Source organism: Ancylobacter oerskovii (genome assembly GCF_018390555.1).
GTDB classification, from domain to species: domain Bacteria; phylum Pseudomonadota; class Alphaproteobacteria; order Rhizobiales; family Xanthobacteraceae; genus Ancylobacter; species Ancylobacter oerskovii.
Window position 1 is genome coordinate 1 of sequence record NZ_JAHBGB010000046.1, and the last position, 19349, is coordinate 19349.

The 19349-nt window shown below is 65.8% G+C and carries 16 protein-coding genes and 5 pseudogenes; 10 read left to right on the plus strand and 11 right to left on the minus strand.

All coding sequences use genetic code 11. The features are described 5' to 3' along the window. Nucleotides 1-115: 115 nt before the first annotated feature. The 3 genes from KHC19_RS25230 to KHC19_RS25240 all read left to right on the plus strand — a co-directional run bounded on the left by KHC19_RS25230 (nucleotide 116) and on the right by KHC19_RS25240 (nucleotide 2261). Complete coding sequence (locus KHC19_RS25230; RefSeq protein ID WP_213356532.1) at nucleotides 116-301, plus strand: hypothetical protein; 186 nt, start codon at nucleotides 116-118, stop codon at nucleotides 299-301. A gap of 220 nt (nucleotides 302-521) precedes the next feature. After that, nucleotides 522-1481 (plus strand): DUF3991 domain-containing protein, encoded by a 960-nt coding sequence (locus KHC19_RS25235; RefSeq protein WP_213356534.1) that lies wholly within the window; start codon nucleotides 522-524, stop codon nucleotides 1479-1481. Between the two features lie 144 nt (nucleotides 1482-1625). Continuing rightward, nucleotides 1626-2261 (plus strand): DUF1419 domain-containing protein, encoded by a 636-nt coding sequence (locus KHC19_RS25240; RefSeq protein ID WP_246549608.1) that lies wholly within the window; start codon nucleotides 1626-1628, stop codon nucleotides 2259-2261. Here the strand turns inward: KHC19_RS25240 and KHC19_RS26070 are convergent. Together KHC19_RS26070 and KHC19_RS25250 are read right to left on the minus strand one after the other, a co-directional pair. Continuing rightward, a pseudogene (locus tag KHC19_RS26070) lies at nucleotides 2252-2548 on the minus strand (alpha/beta fold hydrolase); the annotation flags it as partial. The gene KHC19_RS25240 and the pseudogene KHC19_RS26070 overlap by 10 nt on opposite strands. An 87-nt stretch (nucleotides 2549-2635) precedes the next feature. Next, nucleotides 2636-3619, minus strand: a complete 984-nt coding sequence (locus KHC19_RS25250) for a GlxA family transcriptional regulator (RefSeq protein ID WP_213356538.1) — start codon at nucleotides 3617-3619, stop codon at nucleotides 2636-2638. Between the two features lie 246 nt (nucleotides 3620-3865). Here KHC19_RS25250 and KHC19_RS25255 point away from each other — a divergent pair, with 246 nt between their 5' ends. After that, nucleotides 3866-4729: an aldo/keto reductase gene (locus KHC19_RS25255; RefSeq protein WP_213356540.1), complete on the plus strand. Its 864-nt coding sequence runs from the start codon at nucleotides 3866-3868 to the stop codon at nucleotides 4727-4729. Next, complete coding sequence (locus tag KHC19_RS25260) at nucleotides 4726-5586, plus strand: alpha/beta fold hydrolase (protein ID WP_246549610.1); 861 nt, start codon at nucleotides 4726-4728, stop codon at nucleotides 5584-5586. The genes KHC19_RS25255 and KHC19_RS25260 overlap by 4 nt, the downstream gene beginning before the upstream one ends. Before the next feature lie 39 nt (nucleotides 5587-5625). Here the strand turns inward: KHC19_RS25260 and KHC19_RS25265 are convergent, their stop codons facing one another. From KHC19_RS25265 to KHC19_RS25295, 7 genes and pseudogenes are all read right to left on the minus strand, one after another. Next, on the minus strand, nucleotides 5626-7497 hold the full coding sequence (locus KHC19_RS25265; RefSeq protein WP_213356542.1) for a cation:proton antiporter domain-containing protein: 1872 nt from the start codon (nucleotides 7495-7497) through the stop codon (nucleotides 5626-5628). 2 nt (nucleotides 7498-7499) lie between these two features. Beyond that, complete coding sequence (locus tag KHC19_RS25270) at nucleotides 7500-8114, minus strand: NAD(P)H-dependent oxidoreductase (RefSeq protein WP_213356544.1); 615 nt, start codon at nucleotides 8112-8114, stop codon at nucleotides 7500-7502. A gap of 14 nt (nucleotides 8115-8128) precedes the next feature. Further along, entirely contained in the window at nucleotides 8129-9112 is a 984-nt protein-coding gene (gene tehA / locus KHC19_RS25275; RefSeq protein WP_213356546.1) for a dicarboxylate transporter/tellurite-resistance protein TehA, read from the minus strand. Between the two features lie 32 nt (nucleotides 9113-9144). Then, complete coding sequence (locus KHC19_RS25280) at nucleotides 9145-10479, minus strand: c-type cytochrome (RefSeq protein ID WP_213356548.1); 1335 nt, start codon at nucleotides 10477-10479, stop codon at nucleotides 9145-9147. A gap of 3 nt (nucleotides 10480-10482) precedes the next feature. Next, nucleotides 10483-12666 carry a xanthine dehydrogenase family protein molybdopterin-binding subunit gene (locus tag KHC19_RS25285; RefSeq protein ID WP_213356550.1) on the minus strand — a complete coding sequence of 728 codons (2184 nt, stop codon included), beginning with the start codon at nucleotides 12664-12666 and terminating at the stop codon, nucleotides 10483-10485. After that, nucleotides 12650-13102 carry a (2Fe-2S)-binding protein gene (locus KHC19_RS25290; RefSeq protein ID WP_213356552.1) on the minus strand — a complete coding sequence of 151 codons (453 nt, stop codon included), beginning with the start codon at nucleotides 13100-13102 and terminating at the stop codon, nucleotides 12650-12652. The genes KHC19_RS25285 and KHC19_RS25290 overlap by 17 nt, the downstream gene beginning before the upstream one ends. After that, nucleotides 13099-13535 (minus strand): annotated as a pseudogene (locus KHC19_RS25295) (efflux RND transporter permease subunit); the annotation flags it as partial. The pseudogene KHC19_RS25295 and the gene KHC19_RS25290, both read right to left, overlap by 4 nt. Nucleotides 13536-14161: 626 nt before the next feature. Here KHC19_RS25295 and KHC19_RS25300 point away from each other — a divergent pair. Beyond that, nucleotides 14162-14881 (plus strand): hypothetical protein, encoded by a 720-nt coding sequence (locus KHC19_RS25300; protein WP_213356554.1) that lies wholly within the window; start codon nucleotides 14162-14164, stop codon nucleotides 14879-14881. A 52-nt stretch (nucleotides 14882-14933) separates the two neighbouring features. Here KHC19_RS25300 and KHC19_RS25305 read toward each other — a convergent pair. Beyond that, a pseudogene (locus KHC19_RS25305) lies at nucleotides 14934-15829 on the minus strand (GlxA family transcriptional regulator); the annotation flags it as partial. 246 nt (nucleotides 15830-16075) lie between these two features. Between KHC19_RS25305 and KHC19_RS26525 the strand changes: the two are divergent. The 4 genes and pseudogenes from KHC19_RS26525 to KHC19_RS25325 all read left to right on the plus strand — a co-directional run. Continuing rightward, nucleotides 16076-16867, plus strand: a pseudogene (locus tag KHC19_RS26525) (zinc-binding dehydrogenase); the annotation flags it as partial. A gap of 122 nt (nucleotides 16868-16989) precedes the next feature. Then, nucleotides 16990-17607, plus strand: a pseudogene (locus KHC19_RS25315) (alpha/beta fold hydrolase); the annotation flags it as partial. 61 nt (nucleotides 17608-17668) lie between these two features. Beyond that, on the plus strand, nucleotides 17669-18301 hold the full coding sequence (locus KHC19_RS25320; protein ID WP_213356556.1) for a glutathione S-transferase C-terminal domain-containing protein: 633 nt from the start codon (nucleotides 17669-17671) through the stop codon (nucleotides 18299-18301). Between the two features lie 94 nt (nucleotides 18302-18395). Next, a complete protein-coding gene (locus KHC19_RS25325; protein ID WP_213356558.1) occupies nucleotides 18396-19016 on the plus strand; it encodes an isochorismatase family protein in 621 nt (206 codons plus the stop codon). Here KHC19_RS25325 and KHC19_RS26080 read toward each other — a convergent pair. Next, a complete protein-coding gene (locus KHC19_RS26080) occupies nucleotides 18955-19248 on the minus strand; it encodes a hypothetical protein (RefSeq protein ID WP_246549612.1) in 294 nt (97 codons plus the stop codon). The two genes, KHC19_RS25325 and KHC19_RS26080, sit on opposite strands and share 62 nt — an antisense overlap. Nucleotides 19249-19349: the final 101 nt, after the last annotated feature.

Below are 19349 nucleotides of genomic sequence, written 5' to 3' on the forward strand. Positions count from 1 at the left end.
CGAGAGCGCCTTGTGGCGTTCGCTTCCGAGCTGCCATCGTGCGTCGTCGCGATGGAGGCGTGTTTGGGGGAGCCATCGAGCGGGAACTGCCCCGCTCCCCGATGCAGCCTTCACGATGTCGAACGACCTTCCCCTCGCCCAGAACGCCGCTCTCCAGCTCGCCCGCACCCTGATGGTCCCGGTCTCCCTGTTCGAGGTCGACGGCGAATACGGTGTCCTGCCGGCCGACGAGCTCGACGGCGACGATGTCACCGTGCTTTTCGAGTACGATCCGTTCTTGGGTGGGCGGCCAGTTCATTGAACCGGCTTTTCCGCCGTGCCGGGTGCCGCTTGCGAGCCGGCACCCGCTAGGGAGGCTGCGCCGCTGGCCGGGCCGGGCGCGACAAGGCTGATGAATTCTCCGGTTGCCGGCCCGCGCCCTTGCGGGCTTGGCTCTTCGCGCCTGGTGGGAGCGGTCCCGCGAGATGCGCGGGAAGGAAGATGCAGGAAAGGTCGGACGGAGATTGTCCGGGGAGAACGGGATGGAGACGAGCGAGGTTGAGTATCTGAAGGAGCGCGTCACCTGCGCCGCTGTGCTGGAGAAGGCGGGCTTCGCGGTCGATGTGAAGGAGAGCACACGCCGCGCAGTGAAGTACCGGCGCGGCGACGACATCATCATCGTGATCCATGAGGGCAAGGGCTGGTTCGATCCCCTGTCGGATGCCAAGGGCGACGTGTTCTCGTTGATTCGCCATCTCGACGGCGGCAGCTTTGCCGAGGTGTTGGCATCCGCAGCCGAACTCGTCGGCTTCACGCCGCTCGAGCCGGCATGGACACGGGCAGCACGGGAACAGGAGCCGGTCGCTTCTCTTTTCGAACGCTGGCGCGCCCGTCGCGCGCCCTGGCCGGGCTCGGCGACCTGGCGCTATCTGGGCGATGAGCGGTTCCTCCCGGATGCGATCATCCGCGCCGCTATCCGACAGGACCGGCTGCGCGAAGGCCCGCGTGGCAGCCTGTGGGCCGCGCATGTCGACGATGTCGGCATGGTGACCGGCTGGGAGGAGCGTGGTCCGGAATGGCGCGGCTTCTCGACCGGAGGGTCGAAGGTGCTGTTCCGGATGGGCGTGCTCGAGGGTACGCGCCTCTGCGTCACCGAGGCGGCGATCGACGCCATAAGCCTTGCCGCTCTCGAGGGGCTGAGAGACGGCAGCCTCTATCTCAGCACGGGCGGCGGCTGGTCGCCGGTGACGGAGGCGGCGGTGCGGGCACTGGCGGTGCGTCCCGGTGCGCAACTCGTCGCCGCGACCGATGCCAATGCCCAGGGCGAGACCTTCGCCATGCGCCTGTGCGCGATCGCCGAGGAGGTGGGTTGCGACTGGCTCCGGCTGAGGCCGCCAGCCGAGGACTGGAACGAGGTCCTGAAGGCGAAAATGAAAGAGGAGCGGATACGGAAGGAGGAGAGACGAGGCCTGCCGCATGCCCGCCGGCCGCGTCAAGGGTGACGCTTCGCCCGGCTGACGCCGGCCCTTGACCCGCCCGGACGGTGAGGCGGCGGTGGAGGTGGAGTCAGGAAGGGCTGAAGAGAGGATGGTGATCCCGTGAGGGGAGTCGCGCTCCGGCCCGGACGAGGCCGAAGGAGCCTGCGCATGACCCTCTCCATTCCTCCCATCCGCAAGGTGTATCAGGGCGTCGCCGACCGTCGGCAGATGTTCCGGATGTTCGACCGCCATGCGCAGCGCCCGAACCGCTGGCAGGGCGATGATGATGGCGCGCTCTATCGCGGCGAATGGTTCGAGATCGGCCGTGCCGAGCACGACCATATGTTCGAGATCCTGCCGCCGCTGTGGATGGGTGGCGACATGTTCGCCCCGCGCGAGTTCCTCACCGGCTCGATCACCAGCGTCTTCTTCGAGCTGTCGATCGACGGGCGCATCCGGCACTGCCATGGCTATTGCGACCTTGCCGACAGGAGTTCGCCCGATCGCATGCGCGCCGCGATCGTCGAGCGGGAATCCTGGCCGGTGCGGGCAATGACGCAAGAGGATAGGTTCGAGGACATTTGGAGCGCCACCCATGACGGTTGTCGCGGCTATGCCGGCGAGCGCTGGCCGCTGTGCCTGCAGGGAAAGCGCACCGTGCTCTGCACGCCGGGCCAGCTCGATATGGCCGTGATCTGCCTCATGAAGCTCAAGGCGCTGACTTTGGGCCCACGTGCTGGCACGGCGGCCAGCCGCGCGAGGGAGGCACGGCCGGCGGCGACGGCGCTCGCGGTTTCCGGATAGAAGAGAAAGAGGAAGTCGTGCTCGTCATTTTCCGGCTTCGTCATGACCTGTGGAACACGCGGATGCTGTTGCGGTCCTTCGTTCAGCGCACCCGAGCTCGATCCCGCCACGATGAGCCGGCGCACCAGGTGCGGAAAATCGTGCGCGAATTGCCGGGCGACGACTCCGCCAAGAGACCAGCCGAGCATATCGACCTGAGTGAACTTCAAGGCCTGAACGAACGCCGCCGCGACGGCCGCGTGGCCGGCGATCGTCTCGGGAACCGTCGGCGGCCCACAGCCTGCCATGTCAAGGAAAGAGCAATTCAGGACATTGCGTCGAGAATGACCTCGCTTCGGGAATGAAGTGGCGCGCCCGGCTTCGCCATTTTCAGGTCAATTCGCCAGCTCCCCCGTGGAGGTGACTTCCGGGGTCGTGCCCTTTCCCTCGGTCAGGCGGAGGTTACGTCGAACCGTCTGCGGGGGGTGGCCGAAGAAGCGCAGGAAGGCCCGCCGCATCCGGTCGCGATCAACGAAGCCGGTATCGCGCGCGACGGTATCCATCGAATGCCGTCCTTCTTCCAGCATCACCTTCGCTGCCTCAAGACGTAGCCGCTCCACGGTCTTCGCCGGAGATTGCCCGGTCTCCTCGCGGAAGACGCGGGTGAACTGGCGGGGGCTCAGGCTTGCCGCATCCGCAAGCTCATCGATCGTCAGTGGGTTGCGCAAATGTTCCTTGGCATAGATCAACGCCCGTTTGATGCGATCGGATCGAGGCTCGAGTTCGAGCAGCGCCGAGAACTGCGACTGGCCACCCGGCCGGCGGTGATAGACGACGAGCCTGCGGGCGATCGAGCGGGCGAGCGCGGCGTCGTGGTCATCCTCGATCAGCGCAAGGGCAAGGTCGATCGCCGAACTCATGCCCGCGGAGGTCCAGATATTGCCGTCCTGGACGAAGATGCGGTCCTCTTCGACCCGGATTGAGGGAAACCGGCTCTGCAGGATCCTGGCGTGGGCCCAGTGGGTGGTCGCGGCCTTGCCGTCCAGCAGGCCGGCCTCCGCGAGGACGAACGCCCCGGTGCACACGCCGGCGACGCGGCGGGAATGCTGCCCTGCCGCAGCGACATAATCGCGAAGCGCGGGGGTGAGCGGGCGCGGCCTCAATTCGCCAAGCACCAACAGCGTATCGGGAAATTCGCCGAGCGGCTCGGTCTCGATCCTGACGCCGAGCGTCGAGACGATGGCGCCGCCGGTTTCCGACATGACGGACAGCGCATAAGCCTGTTGGCCCAGTGCCAGATTGGCGAACTCGAAAGCTGAAAGTGCCGCCAGGCCCATGACCTGGAAACCGTCTTCCATGATGAAGCCGACATGCCTCATGCGGACGTCCTCTTGGCTGCTTATGCGCGATATGTGGATTTCAGGCCATGAATGTCCAGTGTCCGAGCGGCGGATCGAGCCATGTCGGCGTGCATTTCGGGCAAGCCGCAGAATGGTGCCCTGCGCGTCTGGCGCAAGCGAGTTCCTACGACACGTCCCTCTTTGTCTGGAATGGTCGTTTCTTCGACGTTCCGGGTGCGCAGATCCCCATCTAGGCTTTCTGCCAGGTAACCATCGGGTTTTCACATGACAACACTTGATGCCTCGACAGCAGGAACATTCACCATCGGCGGCGATATGCCGGTGACACGCCTGGGCTTTGGCGGGATGCGCATCACCGGCGACGGCGTCTGGGGCCCGTCCGCCGACCGCGCGCAAGCCCTTGCGACGCTGAAGAGATTACCGGAGATCGGCATCGACTTCATCGACACCGCCGATTCCTATGGCCCTTCCGTCTCGGAAGAGCTGATCCGGGAAGCGCTTCATCCCTATGGGCAGCTGCGGGTGGCAACAAAGGCCGGACTGACGCGGTCTGGACCGGGCAGGTGGGACACGCGGGGCGATCCCGACTATCTGGTGCGACAGGCCCATGCAAGCCGGGAGCGGCTTGGTGTCGAGCGCATAGATCTCTGGCAGCTGCATCGGATCGATCCCGCCGTGCCGCGTGGAGAACAATTCGCCGCCATCCGTTCGCTGATCGACGGCGGGGTGGTCCGACATGCGGGTCTGAGCGAAGTGACGATCGAGGAGATCGAGGCTGCTGGGCAGTACTTCCCGGTGGCGACGGTCCAGAACCGCTACAACCTCGCGGACAGAAGCAGCGAAGCGGTTCTGGAATACTGCGAGCGGCGGGGTATCGGCTTCATTCCGTGGTTTCCGCTCGCCTCTGGCAGGCTGGCGGAGCGCGGCACGATCCTCGACCGCGTGGCGGCCCGCCATGAAGCCACGCCGGGCCAGATCGCCATCGCCTGGCTGCTCAAAAGGAGCCCGGTGATCCTGCCGATCCCCGGAACGGGCAAGGTGGCGCATCTGGAAGAGAACGTCCTGGGCGCATCGATCCGGCTTACGGATGACGAGTTCGCGGCGCTCGACGCTGCGGCCAGCGATTGACCATCTGGAACGGGATTCATCCCATGAATACGACTATCTTTCCGGCTGGCTCGCCAGAGTTCCTCACCGTTGATGGGCTCCAGATTCGGATCTCGCGAAGTGAAGGAGACGGCCTGCCGATCCTGATCACGGCACCTTGGCCACAGAGCATCTACGCCTTCCACGCCATCTGGCCGGCATTGACGGCGCTCGGTCCTGTCGTCGCCGTCGATCTGCCGGGCTTCGGACGGTCCGATCGCCGCGCGGAGCTGATGGCGCCGGAGCCCATGGGCGGGTTTGTGACGCGGCTGGCGGCGGCGCTCGGCATCGAGCGATGCCACGCCATCGGCCCGGATGTGGGAACCTCCGCCATGTTGTTCGCCGCCGCGACCCGGCCTAGCCTGTTCGAGAGCCTCGTCATCGGCAGCGGTGGCGCCGACATGGAACTCGTCGGCAAAGGATTGCGTGGCGTGATCGAGGCCCGTGAGGGAGAGTATGGCGAGCCGGAAGGGGGCGCGCAGGTGGTCGGCACGATCACCCGCTTGACGCGGCAAACCCCGCCGGCGGAAGCCATGGAGGATTTTCGCCTGTCGTCGCAGGGCCGGCGCTGGATCGAGGCGGCCGACTATGTTCGCGCCTATCCCCGCGACTTGCCGCGCCTGAAGTCCCTGCTGCCGGCAATCCGCACGCCGGTGCTGGTGATCTCCGGCAAGGACGATCCGATCGTGCCGCCGGAGAATGGCGCGTTTCTGGTGCGCCACCTTCCGCGCTCGCTTCACACTGTCCTCGATGCCGGGCATTTCGTGTGGGAGGACGATGCGGCGGGCTACATGCATGCAATCTCGGCCTGGCTCGGGGGCGGCTACCGGCAGGCGTGATCGCCGCCGCCCGCCGCCGCTGCCGGCACATGGGATCGTTCACTCGCCAGGACTGGCAGTCGTCTCGCCGGACAGCTCGCCATAGAGCCCCTGCGTTCCCCAATCTTCGTCCTGCCCGCGATGGGAACGCTCCTGCTCGAGATCGGCGGCCAGCAATTGCGCCAGCGTCGTGGCGGCGGCCTTCGAGGCTTGCAGAAAACCCGTCTCGTCCGGGCTCGACGGCTGGTTCCTTCCGAAGAGCGCGCGATCATGCATACGGAACAGCGCCGCCGAACGGTGCGCCCTGTGGGCGCGGAAGCCGAGTCGAATGAGGGTCTCCATGCCGATGGCAAGGCTCGACTCATAGGTTTCGCTCTCGACATGGTCTGCGCCGTGCCGCAGCAGCTCATAGGCGTGGCGCCGGTCCCAGGCGCGCGACAGGATGACGAGATGCGGGAACGCCACGCGCGCGGTCTCTACCAGCTGGGTGATCTGCTCGCGGTCGTCGATAGCGACGATCAGTACCTTCGCCGTTTCCGCGCCGGCCGCCCGGAGCAGGTCGAGCCTCGTCGCGTCTCCGAAATTCACCCGCTGACCGAAGCGCCGCAGGATCTCGATCTGCGTCAGGCTCGCATCCATGATCGAGATACGCTGGCCATTGGCCTGCAATAGCCGACCCGCGATCTGCCCGAACCGGCCGAAGCCGGCCACGATGACGTCGACGCGATCCTCGAATTGCGTGTCCGGCGCCGCCTGCGGCACGGTGGAAGTGCGATGTCGGATAACGCGGTCCAGCAGCAGCATCGCCAGCGGCGACAACAGCATCGAGATGGCAACAGTGGCGGGTAGCAGGCGGGACAGATGTTCGGGCAGCAGCGCGTACTGCCCCGCAAATCCGATGAAGACGAAGATGAACTCTCCACCCTGCGCCAGCATGACGGCGAGCGAGATCGCTTCGAGCGGACGGAAGCGAAAGGCGCGGGATGCCGCATACATGGCGAGCGTCTTCGCCAGCATCAGGCCGAGGGCGAGTGCGATCACGGCGAGGGGTTCGCGCCGCAGCAAATCGAGATCGAGGCCGGCGCCCACTGTGATGAAGAACAGGCCCAGTAGCAGCCCGCGAAACGGATCGATGTCGCTTTCGATCTCCTGCCGGAACTCGGTCTCGCTGAGCACGACGCCGGCGATGAAAGCGCCCAGAGCCGGCGACAGCCCCACCAATGTCATCACAGCCGCGACCCCGACCACCAGCATGAGCGCGGCCGCGGTGAAAACCTCGCGCGAATGGGTGGCGGCGATGAAGCGGAACAGCGGCCGGACGGCGAACCGGGCGGCCAGAACCACCAGCACGACGGCCGCCAGCGCCTCGCCGCCGAGCAGCCAGCCCGCGATGCCGCCATCTCCCGCCGCCGTCGTGATGTCCGCCGCCAGCAGCGGCACGACCAGGAACAGCGGGATGATCGAGAGATCCTGAAACAGAAGTATGCCGAAACAGGCGCGGCCGATGCTGCCGGAGCGCTGCCCCTTCTCCTCCAGCGTTGCCATGACCAGCGCGGTCGAGCTCATCGCCAGGATGAGCGAGAGCGTCAGCGCAACGGGGAAGGAGAGGCCGAGCATCATCGCGACCGGCGTGACGACGACCGCGACCGCGAGCATCTGCGCCGCGCCCAGCCCGAAGATCAGCCCCTTCATCTGCCAGAGCAGCGCCGGGCGAACCTCCATGCCGATGAGGAACAGCAGGATGACGATGCCGAACTCGGCGACATGGCCGACTTCGGCGACGTCGCCGGTGAGCGACAGCACGCCGGGGCCGATCAGGGCACCGGCGATGATGTAGCCGAGAACCGAGCCGAGCCCCAGCCGCTTCGCCAGTGGAACGGCGATGACCCCCGCAAGCAGATAGACGAAGGTCCGGCCCAAAATGTCGTCCATGTTCACCGGGCGGCCTCCCGCATCAACGCGTCGAGATAGCGGACATAGTCCCCTGCGGCGTGTTCCAGCTTTTCACCCTGCAGGCGTGGCGCGTCGTGGAGCAGGTAAGGCTCGGCCCAGCGCATGCGGCAGAGCACGGCGGTGCGCTCCAGCGGCCGCAGGAACTCGTCCATCGAATGCCCGTTCCGGCCGTCCTCGCGGTAGCTGTGCGCATCACCGCCGGTAGAGGCGGTGCAGAATAGCACCTTGCCGGCAAGGCTCGGCGCCCGCCCGCCATAGGCGAAGCCGTGCAGCCATACGAGGTCGAGCCATTCCTTCAGCAGCGCGGGCACCGAGTACCAGAACAGCGGGAATTGCAGCCCGATCACGTCGTGCTGCCGCAATCTCTCCTGCTCGGCGGCGACGTCGATCTGGTAGTCGGGATAGGCGTCGTAGAGATCGTGCACCTCCACGCCCGCCAGCCCGGCGGCCGCGTCGACGAGGCGGGCATTGACGGTGCTCCGATCAAGGCGCGGATGGGCGACGACCAGCAGGCAGCGCGGCGGCGAGGCGCGAAGCTCGGTCGCTACCGTTTCCGCTGGGCGGACGAGGATAGGACTCTGCGTGGTGTCGGTCATCGTTTTCCGAGGCCTCATGCGCGCGCAGCGGCCGGTACCGGCGCCGGCAGAAGCCGGCCCACCACAAGCAGCCATATCGTCCGCAGGATGATCGCGCTCATCGCGGTCGAGACCAATACGAAGACGGCGGGCGCGAGAACCGAGACCGGACCGGCATCGCCGCGGCCGACCAGCCGGACCATCGCCGTGGCCAGGGCGGTGAGGCCGAAGGTGAACGCCCAGGCGGAAGCGGAGAAGTCGGCGACGAAGATCCAGCGCCCGAGCCGGGCGAGCAGTAGCAGTTGCAGCAGGCCGTAGCCGATGAGCCCGTAGGCGATGAGATCGGGCGGTCCGCTCGTCACGCTGAGATAGGCGGCGGCGCCGACGGTCGGCGGGGCGAGCTGGATGCGGAGCACCGGCCGCAAAGGAGGCGGCATTTCCGGCGCGGTGTAGAGGCGGTGCAACAGCACGGATTCGATGGCGAACCAGCTCAATATGCCGGCGCCGAGGACGAGCCGTCCCCATTCGGGAAATCCAAGCGTCGCGCAGCCGATGGCCGTCACATAGGAGCCGGCGACCGTCGGCAGATAGAGCACTGGTGTCGTCGCCGCCGGATCGCGCGCGCCTTGCCACAGGACGCCGGTCCGCCACAGCGCGAAGAACAGGGTGAACGCCGCGCCCGGCGCGAACAGCGCTACGGCGAACGGCGTCGAATAGGGGGGCGCCGCAATTCCTGCCAGCATCGTCGCGACACCCACGAGGCCGATGAAGCAGCACTGCACCGGGTGCGCGGCCTCCGCGAGTGCGTCGCTGCGGACGGACAGCCATCTGGCGGCGAACAGGATGATGAGCACCGCCCAGACGAGCACGCCCGCCAGCATCAGGATCTCGCCGATGGCGGCCGGCAGGCCCCATGTGTCATGCGCCGCGCGCCAGCTGTTGCCCCAGCCGACGAGCCCCAGCACCGTGCCGAAGAAGGAGGCAGGGATGACGGGGAGCCGGCGCTCTCTCTCACTCATGGCAATGGGCTCCGGGTGCCGTGTCGGCTGTGTCAGTTCGCCTCACGCAGCGCCGCGATGTCGGCGGCGGTCAGCGTCGAGGACCGAGCTCCGAAGCGGGCAGTGACATAGTTGGTCACGGCGGCGATCTCGTCGTTCGAATACGCATTGCCGAAGCCCGGCATGTGGGGCCGGTGGGGCGTCGGGGCCCCCGATCCGTGCAGGACCATCAGCGCTACATTGGCGCCGCCGGGATCATTGACGGCGCGCACGCCGGTGAGCTGTGCCTCCTCGCGGGCCGCGCCGGCACCGGTCCAGGCGTGGCAGCTCGCGCAATTGCCTTCGAAAATGCGCTTGCCGACCGGATTGTCGAGCCCCGCCAGCTGCGGCGTTGCCGGTGCGGGGCCGGCCAGTGCGGGGAGATCGCCCTTCACGGCGGGAACGCTCTTCAGATAGGTGACGATGGCGCCGATGTCCGCCTTCGTCAGCTGCGACAGGCTGAGTTCCACCGCCTCGCCCATCGGGCCGGAAGCGACGCCCCGGCCGTGCGCATGCCCGGTCGAAAGATAGGCGGCGAGTTCTTCCGCCGACCAGTCGCCGATACCGCTCACCTTGTCGGCGGAGATGTTGTAGGCGGTCCAGCCCTCGGCGGTGGCACCGCCGAACTTGGCGCGCTGGTCGAGCGCCTGCATGAGGTTGCGCGGAGTGTGGCACTCGCCACAATGGCCGGCCGCCTCGACGAGATAGGCACCCCGGTTCCACTCCGGCGATTGCTCGGGCACCGGGCGGAAGCGCTCGTCCGGATTGAAAAGCGCCGACCAGATCGCCATCAGCCAGCGTTGATTATAGGGGAAGCCGAACGTGTTCGGCCGGTTGGCCTGCTTCACCGGCAGGAGGGAGAACAGATGTGCCTTGATCGCCAGCACGTCCTCGTCGCTCAGCATGGTGTAGGAGGGATAGGGGAAGGCCGGGTAGTAATGCGAGCCGTCCGGCGCGACGCCGCGATGCACGGCGTTCAGGAACTGCGCATCGGTCCAGTTGCCGATCCCGGTTTCGGGATCGGGCGTCAGGTTCGGCGTGTAGATCGTGCCGAAGGGAAGCACGAAGGCACGCCCTCCGGCGAAGGGCTTGCCGCCGGGCGCGGTGTGGCACGCCTGGCAATCCGCCATGGCGGCGACATAGGCGCCGCGCATGGCCGGGTCCGCGCCCGCGAGTTCCACCGGCACGCCAGTCGGCGCGGGTCCCTGATAAGCGGAAAGTGGGACCGGCTTCCCCGTCGCGAAGGCATAGGGGCCGGGCTGGAACACCATCCAGCCGGTGACGCCGAGCGCGGCGGCACCGACAATGACCGCCAGCGCGGCAAGGCAGAGAACGACTTTGCGCTTCATGGGTCAGACCGATCTGGCGATGAGCGAGGCGTCGAGCGGCATGCGCGTGAGCTGCACGCCGGTCGCCGCGAACACCGCATTGGCGACGGCCGGCTGGACGACGACGGTGCCAGGCTCGCCGATGCCGCCGGATTTTTCCGTGCTCGCCAGCAGTTCCACCTCAATGGTGGGCATTTCGTTGATGCGCAGCAGGCGATAATCGTTGAAGTTGGTTTGCTCGACGCGCCCGCCCGCGAAGGTGATGCGGTTGTGCAGAACCGTCGCGATGCCGAAGACGACACCGCCTTGCACCTGCGCCACCACCGTGTCGGGATTGATGACCCGCCCGACATCCGTCGCCACCACGACCCTGTTGACGCGCACATCGCCGCCATCCGTCACTGCCACCTCGGCAACGCAGGCCAGCAGGCTGCCGAAGGCATGCATCAGCGCCACGCCACGCCCCCTGCGCGCGCCGAAGGGGGAGGCTGCGAGCGGCGTCCCCCAGCCGGCTTTCGCGGCGGCGGCGTCCAGCACCGCGCGGGCGCGCGGGTTCTTTCCCAGCAGCACGCGGCGGAGCGCCACCGGATCGGCGGCGGTCCTGTGCGCGATCAGGTCGAGGAAGCTCTCGACGGAGAACACCGTGCTGTTCGGCCCGACGCCGCGCCAGAAGGAGAACGGCACGCCGTTCTCGTGGCGGACATACTCGACCAGCATGTCGCCGAGTGCATAGGGCGGCTCGGCCGCGCCGTCGATGGCGTCGCTGTCGATACCGTCCTTGAAGGCCGGCGGCAGCCAGCGCGCGAGGATGGACGGGCCCGTCACCCGGTGATGCCAGGCGGTGACGCGGCCGTTCTCGACGCGGGCCTTCAGCCGGTTGTGATAGAGCGGTCGGAACATGTCCTGCCGGATGTCCTGCTCGCGCGACCAGATCACTTTGACCGGCCCCGCCACCTTCTGCGCGATGCGGGTGGCGGTGACGATCGGCGCGGCCTCCAGCCGCCCGCCGAAGCCGCCGCCGATCAGGTGGTTGTGGACCGTCACCTTTTCGGGCGGGAGGCCGAGCACCTGCGCCGCGCCGGCCTGCGCATAACCGGGCACTTGCGTCCCGACCCAGATCTCGCAGACGCCGTCATGCACATGGACGGTGCAGTTTTGAGTCTCCAGCGAGGTGTGGGCGAGGAAGGGAAGTTCATAAGTCGCCTCGATCGGCGTGCCGGCTGTGAACTTGCCCGTCGCATCGCCTTCCTTGCGAACCGTCACGCCCGGCCCGGTGGAGGCCTTTTCGGTATCCGCCCAAAGCTGCGCCTGATCGAGCGTGGCATTGGCACCGGGCGACCAGGTGATGTCGAGCGCACGCAGGCCCTGCTCGGCGATCCAGGTATTATCGGCGACGACCGCGACGATGTCCTCCAGCACCACTACCTGCCGCACGCCGGGCATGGCGAGCGCCGGCGCCTCGTCGACATGGCTGACCTTGCCGCCGAGTACCGGTGAGGCCGTCAACGCGGCGAATTTCATGCCGGGCAGCCTCACGTCGATGCCGTAGACGGTCTTACCGACCACTTTGTCGGGCGTGTCGATGCGCCGGGCGCGGGTGCCGATCAGCTGGAACTGCTCCGGCGATTTGAGCGGCACATCGGCGGGCGGCACCATCTGCGCGGCGCGGTCCGTGACGTCACCATAGCGCAGGCTCCGCCCGCTGCCGGGATGGGTGATGACGCCGCGCGTCGTCACGAGATCGGAAGCGGGCACGTTCCATTCCGCCGCCGCTGCGGCCACCAGCATGGCGCGGGCCGTGGCGCCGGCTTTGCGCAGCGGCTCCGTCCACGCCATGGTGGTGGTGGAGCCACCCGTGGCCTGCACGTAGAAGATCGGGTGGCCGTAATGCTCGCGGTCCGCCGGGGCGTGGATTGCCTCGATCTGGTCCAGCCCGACGTCGAGTTCCTCGGCCATGCACATAGCCTGCGAGGTGTAGACGCCCTGGCCCATCTCGACCGCCGGCATGATAAGTGACACCCGGCCCTGCACGGGAATATGGACGAAGGCGTTCAGCGCCGCACCTGCGGCCTGCAGCTCGTCGGCCCGCGCCCGCCCGGCGGGCAGCTCGATGCCAATGAATAGCCCGCCCAGCACCGCCGCCCCACCGCGCAGAACTGCGCGGCGCGAGAGTGTGCCGGGCTCAAGGACTTCAGGATCGCGCGGCATGCTTGATTCCCTGGCGAATGCGTACATAGGTCCCGCAGCGGCAGAGATTGCCGGACATGGCGGCGTCGATCGCGCCGTCGTCGGGATCGGGATTTGCCGTCAGCAATGCGGCGGCGGACATGATCTGTCCGGGCTGGCAATAGCCGCACTGGACCACTTCGAGATCGAGCCACGCCTTCTGGATTCTGGCTCCGGCGCTTGTCTCCCCGATCCCCTCGATGGTGGTGATCACCCGCTGGCCGACCGTGCCCACGGGTATCTGGCACGAGCGCACCGCGATCCCGTCGACATGGACCGTGCAGACGCCACATTGCGCAACGCCACAACCGAACTTCGTGCCCGTCAGCCCGAGTTCGTCACGCAGTACCCAGAGCAGCGGCGTATCAGGCGCCGCATTGATCTCGTAGGTCCTGCCATTCACGGAGATGGCGCTCATCGGCATAATCCCGGGGATAAATTCATCCGAATAACTCTAAAGCGCCGCCGATTCCTGCCGCAGGACAAATACAAGGCGATTTGGGACGAACGCTCCTGGAGGAGGCGCGGGTTCACGAAGAAGACCTGGGTGAGGAAGAGGCCGAAGAAGGTGACACCCAGCATGCCGAAGAACACCACTGTGCCCAGCGCCTGACGCATCCCGGCGTCGGGCCCCGTCGTGATCATCAGCGGCAGGACGCCGAAGATAAGGCGAAGGCGGTCATCAGGATGGGGCGCAGTCGCAACCGGCAGGCCTCGACCGCGGATTCCACCGCGCTCTTGCCGGCCTCCTGCGCCTTCCGGGCGAATTCGACCATGAGGATCGCATTCTTCGCCGCCGGCCCGACCAGCGCGATCGGGCCGATTTGCGTCAGGATGTTCGTGGATCTCCCCAAGACAGCCGCCTCGCGCGCGTATCACGACCTCGTCCACCGCCTCGAAGCGGCCGACGCGCAAGCCATTCTTGATGACCTCACGCGCCAGCTATGCCCGTGGAGATCACGGCGAACCCGGCCAGTATTCCGCGGGAGAGATACGAGGTAGGCGCGATCTTTTCAGCGCAAGGAGTTGGGTTCTCTTCCACGTGCGTACTCGTCGAACGAGTTGGATAAGCGTCGAACAGCTTGCGGAAAGCCACAGTCAATCGATAGCTGGACCGTGAGCGACGAAATCATAAGCCAATAGCGATGTCCGAAATGAATGGACGATCATAGGCTAAATCGTCGTTCAGCTCGGACGTATGATAAGTACAGGATAATTTTACACGAATATTTCGGGCATATGAATTTCTGAGGCAGATCGAATTGTACAATCACTAGGCGAGCCATCGTAGACTCAATCGAATAATGCACACTCAGGTCGTTTCTTGAACAACCCGATCAGAAATCTCACCTAGAGGGGCCGGAGAAGCGCTTGGGTGACGTCGACATGGCTCGAAACAAGGCAACTATGGCATTCGGCTGCTTTGCACGATCCCTTAGCGTCGGGAAACGGATCGCTGATTCAGCTGGAGCCCACAATGTCTCGTCTGAGAGATTTTGTCATCGAGGTCCATGGGGGGCTGCCGCTCTGGCTACAGTTCGAGGAGGTCTCGGCAGACCTCTATCAGGGCGGTGCGTTGTGGGGCCTGAAGGGGCATCCGCAGACGCTGGAGCGCACCAGCGTTACCGCCGGCCTGAAAAAGCAATGGGCGACCCATTCGCCCTTCGGCTCCGGAGGGCGTCGCTCACGATTCGGGCCCGGCCGCCTTGCGATCGAAAACGGAGACGGTGCAGTCTTGGAAGAGCTTCTCGAGCCGCGACAAAGCTTTGCCGGCCACGTACCCCAGACGCCGTGGACGGAGCTGCAACTGGCCTATTTCGCCGGCTGCGCGATGTGGACCTATCTCACTAAGCCATTCGTGCTGGCCTGGCCGGGCATGGATACCGAAGAGCTGGAGCCTTGGCCGACCGACGCGGGCGACTGGCGCCGTCTCGCGGTGCGCTTTCCCGCGAACATCGCGACGCACAGCACGTTGCAGACACTCTATTTCGACGGCGAGGGCCTGCTGAAGCGCCACGACTACAATGTCGAGATCGCCGGCAACACGCCCGGCGCCCATTTCGTCAGTGACTACGTCGAGGTCTTGGGCATCAAATTCCCGACCCGGCGGCAGATCTATGCCCGGCAACCGGATGGCGGCTTCAGCCTTGAGCCGCTGGTCGTATCGATCGACCTCTCCAACATCGCGCTTTCCTGAACATCGCCGCTAAAGAGTCGCGAGCGGTCCGGCATCGCCACGAACCGATCGGGGGAACCTCGCCGCGCATGCGCATGAAGGCGAGCCTCATCCGCTCCCGATTCTCGAAGCCGACCTCGCGGGCGATCTCCTCGATCGGCAGGCGGGACTGCTCCAGCAGCAGTTTCGCCGCCTCTACGCGTAACATCTCGACGGCCTTGGCTGGTGTCGCGCCCGTTTCGGCACGAAACAGCCGCGTGAACTGGCGGGGGCTAAGGTTCGCCGCGCCCGCCAGCTCTTCAATGCTCAACTTTGTTTTGAGATTTGCACCGGCATGCTTCAGGGCATGTTGCACCCTGTCCTCGCGTGCGTTCAGGTCGAGGAGTGCGGAGTGCTGGGATTGTCCGCTCGAGCGGCGATGATCCATGACCATGCCTTTTGCAACCATGCGTGCAAGCTCGCCTCCGTGATTGCGCTCGATCATACCGATGACGAGGTCGATGCCCGCCGTCATGCCAGCCGAAGTCCAGACCGTGCCATCCTCGACGAAGATCTTGTCCATGTCGACCCGACAACTTGGGAAACGCTCCTGTGGAATTTTCGCGTAACGCCAATGCGTGGTGGCGCGCCGGCCACTCAAGAGCCCGGCATCGCCCAGCACGAAGGCGCCCAGGCAGACGGATGCGACCCGCCGGTCATTCTCTGCGGAAGAGCGGAGCAGCCTGATGAGACCCGGTGAAGCGGTCGGTATCTCCAAGCCCGCTCCGACGATCAGGGTGTCGTAGACGTCCTCGAGCGTTTCGTCAGCGCCTGCATGCCCGAAGACGACATGATCAGCCCGCCCTCCTCCGACAGCACATCGAGCTCATAGAGGGTTTCGCCCGCGCGCTTGTTGGCCACCTCTAACGTCGCGATGGCGGCCAGCCCGATGAGCTGAAAGTCCGGGCACACGACCAGACCGATCTTCATGTTCCCTCCTGATCACGCATGCGCCGGTGCAGTTGGTGGCGCTCCGGGCCTTTCGCTAGCGGCATGGCGGGAATGACCGCATCTATGTCCTGTCGGACATGAGGCGCGCACTGCTACCAATCCTGCAATCTCGCGTGGCAATACAGGAGTTCCCATGAAAGCGGCCGTCCTCAATGATTTCAACGGCACCTTCCAGATGAGGAAATCGAGATCGACACTCCGCGCGGTCGGGAGGTGCTCGTCGAGGTGAAAGCCTGCGGTTTGTGCCACTCCGATCTTCACCTGGCCGAGGCGAACTTTGGAACGCCGTTACCCGCCGTTCTCGGCCATGAGGTCGCGGGCATCGTACGGGCGATCGGGCCGGAGGTGCGCGACTTTTCCATTGGCGATCATGTGGTCGGCTCGCTGACCCAGTCGTGCGGCCATTGCAACCCGTGCCGCACCGCCCGCACGTTCCAGTGCGACAATCCGCAGGAAACCCTGCGCTCGGCGGACGACATGCCCCGTCTTCCGCGTAACGGCGCACCGGTCACCACCGGGTGGGGCACGGCAGGCTTTGCCGAGCGTACGCTGGTGCATGAGAACCAGCTGGTGCTGGTTCCCTCGGAACTGCCATTTCCGCAGGCTTCGCTGCTGGGCTGTAGCGTCATCACGGGCGCCGGCGCGGTGATCAACACCGCCCAGATGCGCCGCGGCGATACGGTTGCGATCATTGGCGTGGGTGGCGTCGGCCTCAACGCGATTGCCGGCGCGCGCCTCGCCGGTGCGCGGCAGATCATCGCGATCGATCTCGCCGCCGAAAAGGAGGCCATGGCGAAGAAGTTTGGTGCCACGCATTTCATCCCCGCCAAGGACAATGATGCGGTGGCACGGGTCCATGAGCTGTCCGGTGGCGGGGTGAACCACGCTTTCGAGGTGAACGGGCTCGTTCCAACCTCCGAGCAGGCCATCCGGATGGTCCGTACCGGGGGCGCGGCCTATCTCATCGGCCTGCATCGGCCCGGCGTCGAGATGGCGGTTCAGGGCCTCGACCTGATCGTCCGGCAGGTAGTGATACGCGGCGTCTTCATGGGATCGAGTAACATCCGCCGCGACGTGCCGATGTTCGCAGACCTTTATCTCCAGGGCCACCTCAATCTCGACGACCTGATATCCCGCGAGATCACTATGCTGCCGACGCCTCGGCAGTGCCGAGCATCTCGACCTGAAGAACGCGGTGCACATTGGCCACTCGACCGGCGGCGGCGAGGTCGCCCGCTACGTTGCCAAATACGGTCAGCCGCAGGGGCGCGTCGCCAAGGCGGTGGTGGTCTCCGCCGTGCCGCCGATCATAGTGAAGAGCGAAAAGAACCCGGAGGGCACGCCGATCGACGTGTTCGACGGCTTCCGCGCCGCGCTCGCTGCCAACCGCGCGCAGTTCTTCGTCGATGTGCCATCGGGCCCGTTCTACGGCTTCAACCGCGAGGGCGTGAAATCGATCCCCGGCACAATCCAGAACTGGTGGCGCCAGGGATGATGGGATCGGCTAAGGCTCACTACGACGGCATCAAGGCTTTCTCGGAGACCGACCAGACCGGGGACCTTGGCGATCACCGTGCCGACCCTCGTCCTCCATGGTGATGACGACCAAGTCGTCCCCTATGAGGATGCGGGCGTGAAGTCGGCCAACCTGCTCAAGCATGGAACGCTCAAGATCTACAAGGGCTATCCGCACGGCACGCTCACCACCCATGCCGACGTCATCAACTCGGATCTGCCTGGCCTTCGTGAAGGCCTGAGGCTTGTTCCACCACCCTCGATGTGTCGCGGGCGGGATCCTCATATCGAAGCGTGGTCATCATGAAGCTCTTTGTCCATCCCGGCGCAAGCTCTCTATCCGTGCACATTCTGCTGCGCGAAATCGGCGAGCCCTTCGAGCTTGAGGTCATAAACGTCACCGCCAAGCGGCGCGCTGACGGCTCGGACTACCGGGCGGTCGCGCCGCGGGGGATGGTTCCACTGTTGGAACTTCCCGGGGGAGAACGGCTCACCGAAAATCTGGTCATCGCCCAATATGTCTGTGATGCTGCTGGACGGCATGACCTGATGCCATCCGCCGGCACCTTCGCCCGCTACCGGGTCATGGAGTGGCAGAGCTTTGTCGCGGCAGAGCTGCACAAGAGTTTCATCCCACTCAACTGGAAAATCGACGCCCCGATGCGCGAACTGGTGCTCGCCCGCATCAACGGCCGGCTCGCCTTTGTCGAACAGGGATTGTCAGGGCCGTTTCTCACCGGCGAGACCTTTACCGCGGCCGATGCCTACCTCTTCGTCATCGCCAGCTGGACGCGCTTCTACGGCATCGACATCGACGTGCTGCCACGCCTTTCGGCCTTGCTCCGGACCGTAGGTGAGAGGCCCTCGGTGCGCGCGGCGCTTTCCGCCGAGGGGCGCGGCATGGTCACGCTCGACGACCCTGCCCCGGCTCCCTGATCCCCGTTCACCCCACACGGAACTCCTGGGATTAAGCCCAGCTCTTCACCCCGCTCCGCCGGCTCTATGCCGATGTCGAGAATCCGGCACTGCCGTGATCGACCCGCAGGTCGACGTCATGAGCCCGCATGGCAAGGCGTGCCCGGCGGTCGGGGAAAGCGTCACCGAGAACAACCTCGTGCCGAACCACGTCGAGCTGTTCGCCGCCGCCAAGAAGGCCGGCATCGTCGTGGCCGTGTCTCCCCACTACCATTACTGCTGGGATCACCATTGGCGCTGGCAGGCGCCGCTTGAGAAGTTTCGGCACGACAGTGGCGTCTTCGACCGCAAGGGACCCTACACGGTGGAAGGTTTCCGCGCCTCGGGGACGGACTTCATGGAGGAGTTCAAGCCCTATATCGTGGAGGGCGAGACCATCATCTGCTCGCCGCACAAGCTCTACGGCCCGCAGGCTAACGACCTGAAGCTCCAGCTAGGGAAACGGGGCGTCAACCAGGTGATCCTCGCGGGTATGCTGGCGAACATGTGCGTGGAATCGCACCGGCGAGACCTGTTGGAGGCTGGCTACGAGGTCGCCGTGGTGCGCGATGCCGTGGCGGCGCCCAAGCTGCCGGATGGCGACGGCTACCTCGCCGTGCTCATCAACTACCGCTTCATGGCGAACGGCGTGTGGAGCACCGACGAGACGGTGCGCCGGCTGGCCGAAGCGAACTGATCCCTTCGGAGAGCAACGGGAGGCGCGGCCGGCGCGCCCCCCGTTTCGATGAGCCGCTGCACGGCCAGACCGGGATCGGGCTCGCCACCAGATCTTCGTTGAAGGTGTTGACCAGCGCGTGTTCGCCGCTGCCGGGATTGTCGCGCAGGGCGGGGATCTCCTCGACGAACACTTCTTCCGCCTCGGTTTCGAGACCCTTCATCGCCGCGACGATGAAAGCGTTGAGCGGCATAGCCCGCGGATCGCCGCACTTCTTGATCAGGTCGGTGTCGACCCATGTGGCCCTCGAAGAAGGCCTGCGTCGGCGTGACGCGTCGGCTGCGTTGCGATGCG

Excerpts from the sequence above, each read along its gene's own strand:
- KHC19_RS25280 (WP_213356548.1), bottom strand. The coding sequence starts at position 10,479 with ATGAAGCGCAAAGTCGTTCTCTGCCTTGCCGCGCTGGCGGTCATTGTC.
- KHC19_RS25290 (WP_213356552.1), bottom strand. The coding sequence starts at position 13,102 with ATGAGCGCCATCTCCGTGAATGGCAGGACCTACGAGATCAATGCGGCG.
- KHC19_RS25300 (WP_213356554.1), top strand. The coding sequence starts at position 14,162 with ATGTCTCGTCTGAGAGATTTTGTCATCGAGGTCCATGGGGGGCTGCCG.
- KHC19_RS25265 (WP_213356542.1), bottom strand. The coding sequence starts at position 7,497 with ATGGACGACATTTTGGGCCGGACCTTCGTCTATCTGCTTGCGGGGGTC.
- KHC19_RS25250 (WP_213356538.1), bottom strand. The coding sequence starts at position 3,619 with ATGAGGCATGTCGGCTTCATCATGGAAGACGGTTTCCAGGTCATGGGC.
- KHC19_RS25320 (WP_213356556.1), top strand. The coding sequence starts at position 17,669 with ATGAAGCTCTTTGTCCATCCCGGCGCAAGCTCTCTATCCGTGCACATT.
- KHC19_RS25230 (WP_213356532.1), top strand. The coding sequence starts at position 116 with ATGTCGAACGACCTTCCCCTCGCCCAGAACGCCGCTCTCCAGCTCGCC.
- KHC19_RS26080 (WP_246549612.1), bottom strand. The coding sequence starts at position 19,248 with ATGCCGCTCAACGCTTTCATCGTCGCGGCGATGAAGGGTCTCGAAACC.
- KHC19_RS25270 (WP_213356544.1), bottom strand. The coding sequence starts at position 8,114 with ATGACCGACACCACGCAGAGTCCTATCCTCGTCCGCCCAGCGGAAACG.
- tehA (WP_213356546.1), bottom strand. The coding sequence starts at position 9,112 with ATGAGTGAGAGAGAGCGCCGGCTCCCCGTCATCCCTGCCTCCTTCTTC.
- KHC19_RS25240 (WP_246549608.1), top strand. The coding sequence starts at position 1,626 with ATGACCCTCTCCATTCCTCCCATCCGCAAGGTGTATCAGGGCGTCGCC.
- KHC19_RS25285 (WP_213356550.1), bottom strand. The coding sequence starts at position 12,666 with ATGCCGCGCGATCCTGAAGTCCTTGAGCCCGGCACACTCTCGCGCCGC.
- KHC19_RS25255 (WP_213356540.1), top strand. The coding sequence starts at position 3,866 with ATGACAACACTTGATGCCTCGACAGCAGGAACATTCACCATCGGCGGC.
- KHC19_RS25235 (WP_213356534.1), top strand. The coding sequence starts at position 522 with ATGGAGACGAGCGAGGTTGAGTATCTGAAGGAGCGCGTCACCTGCGCC.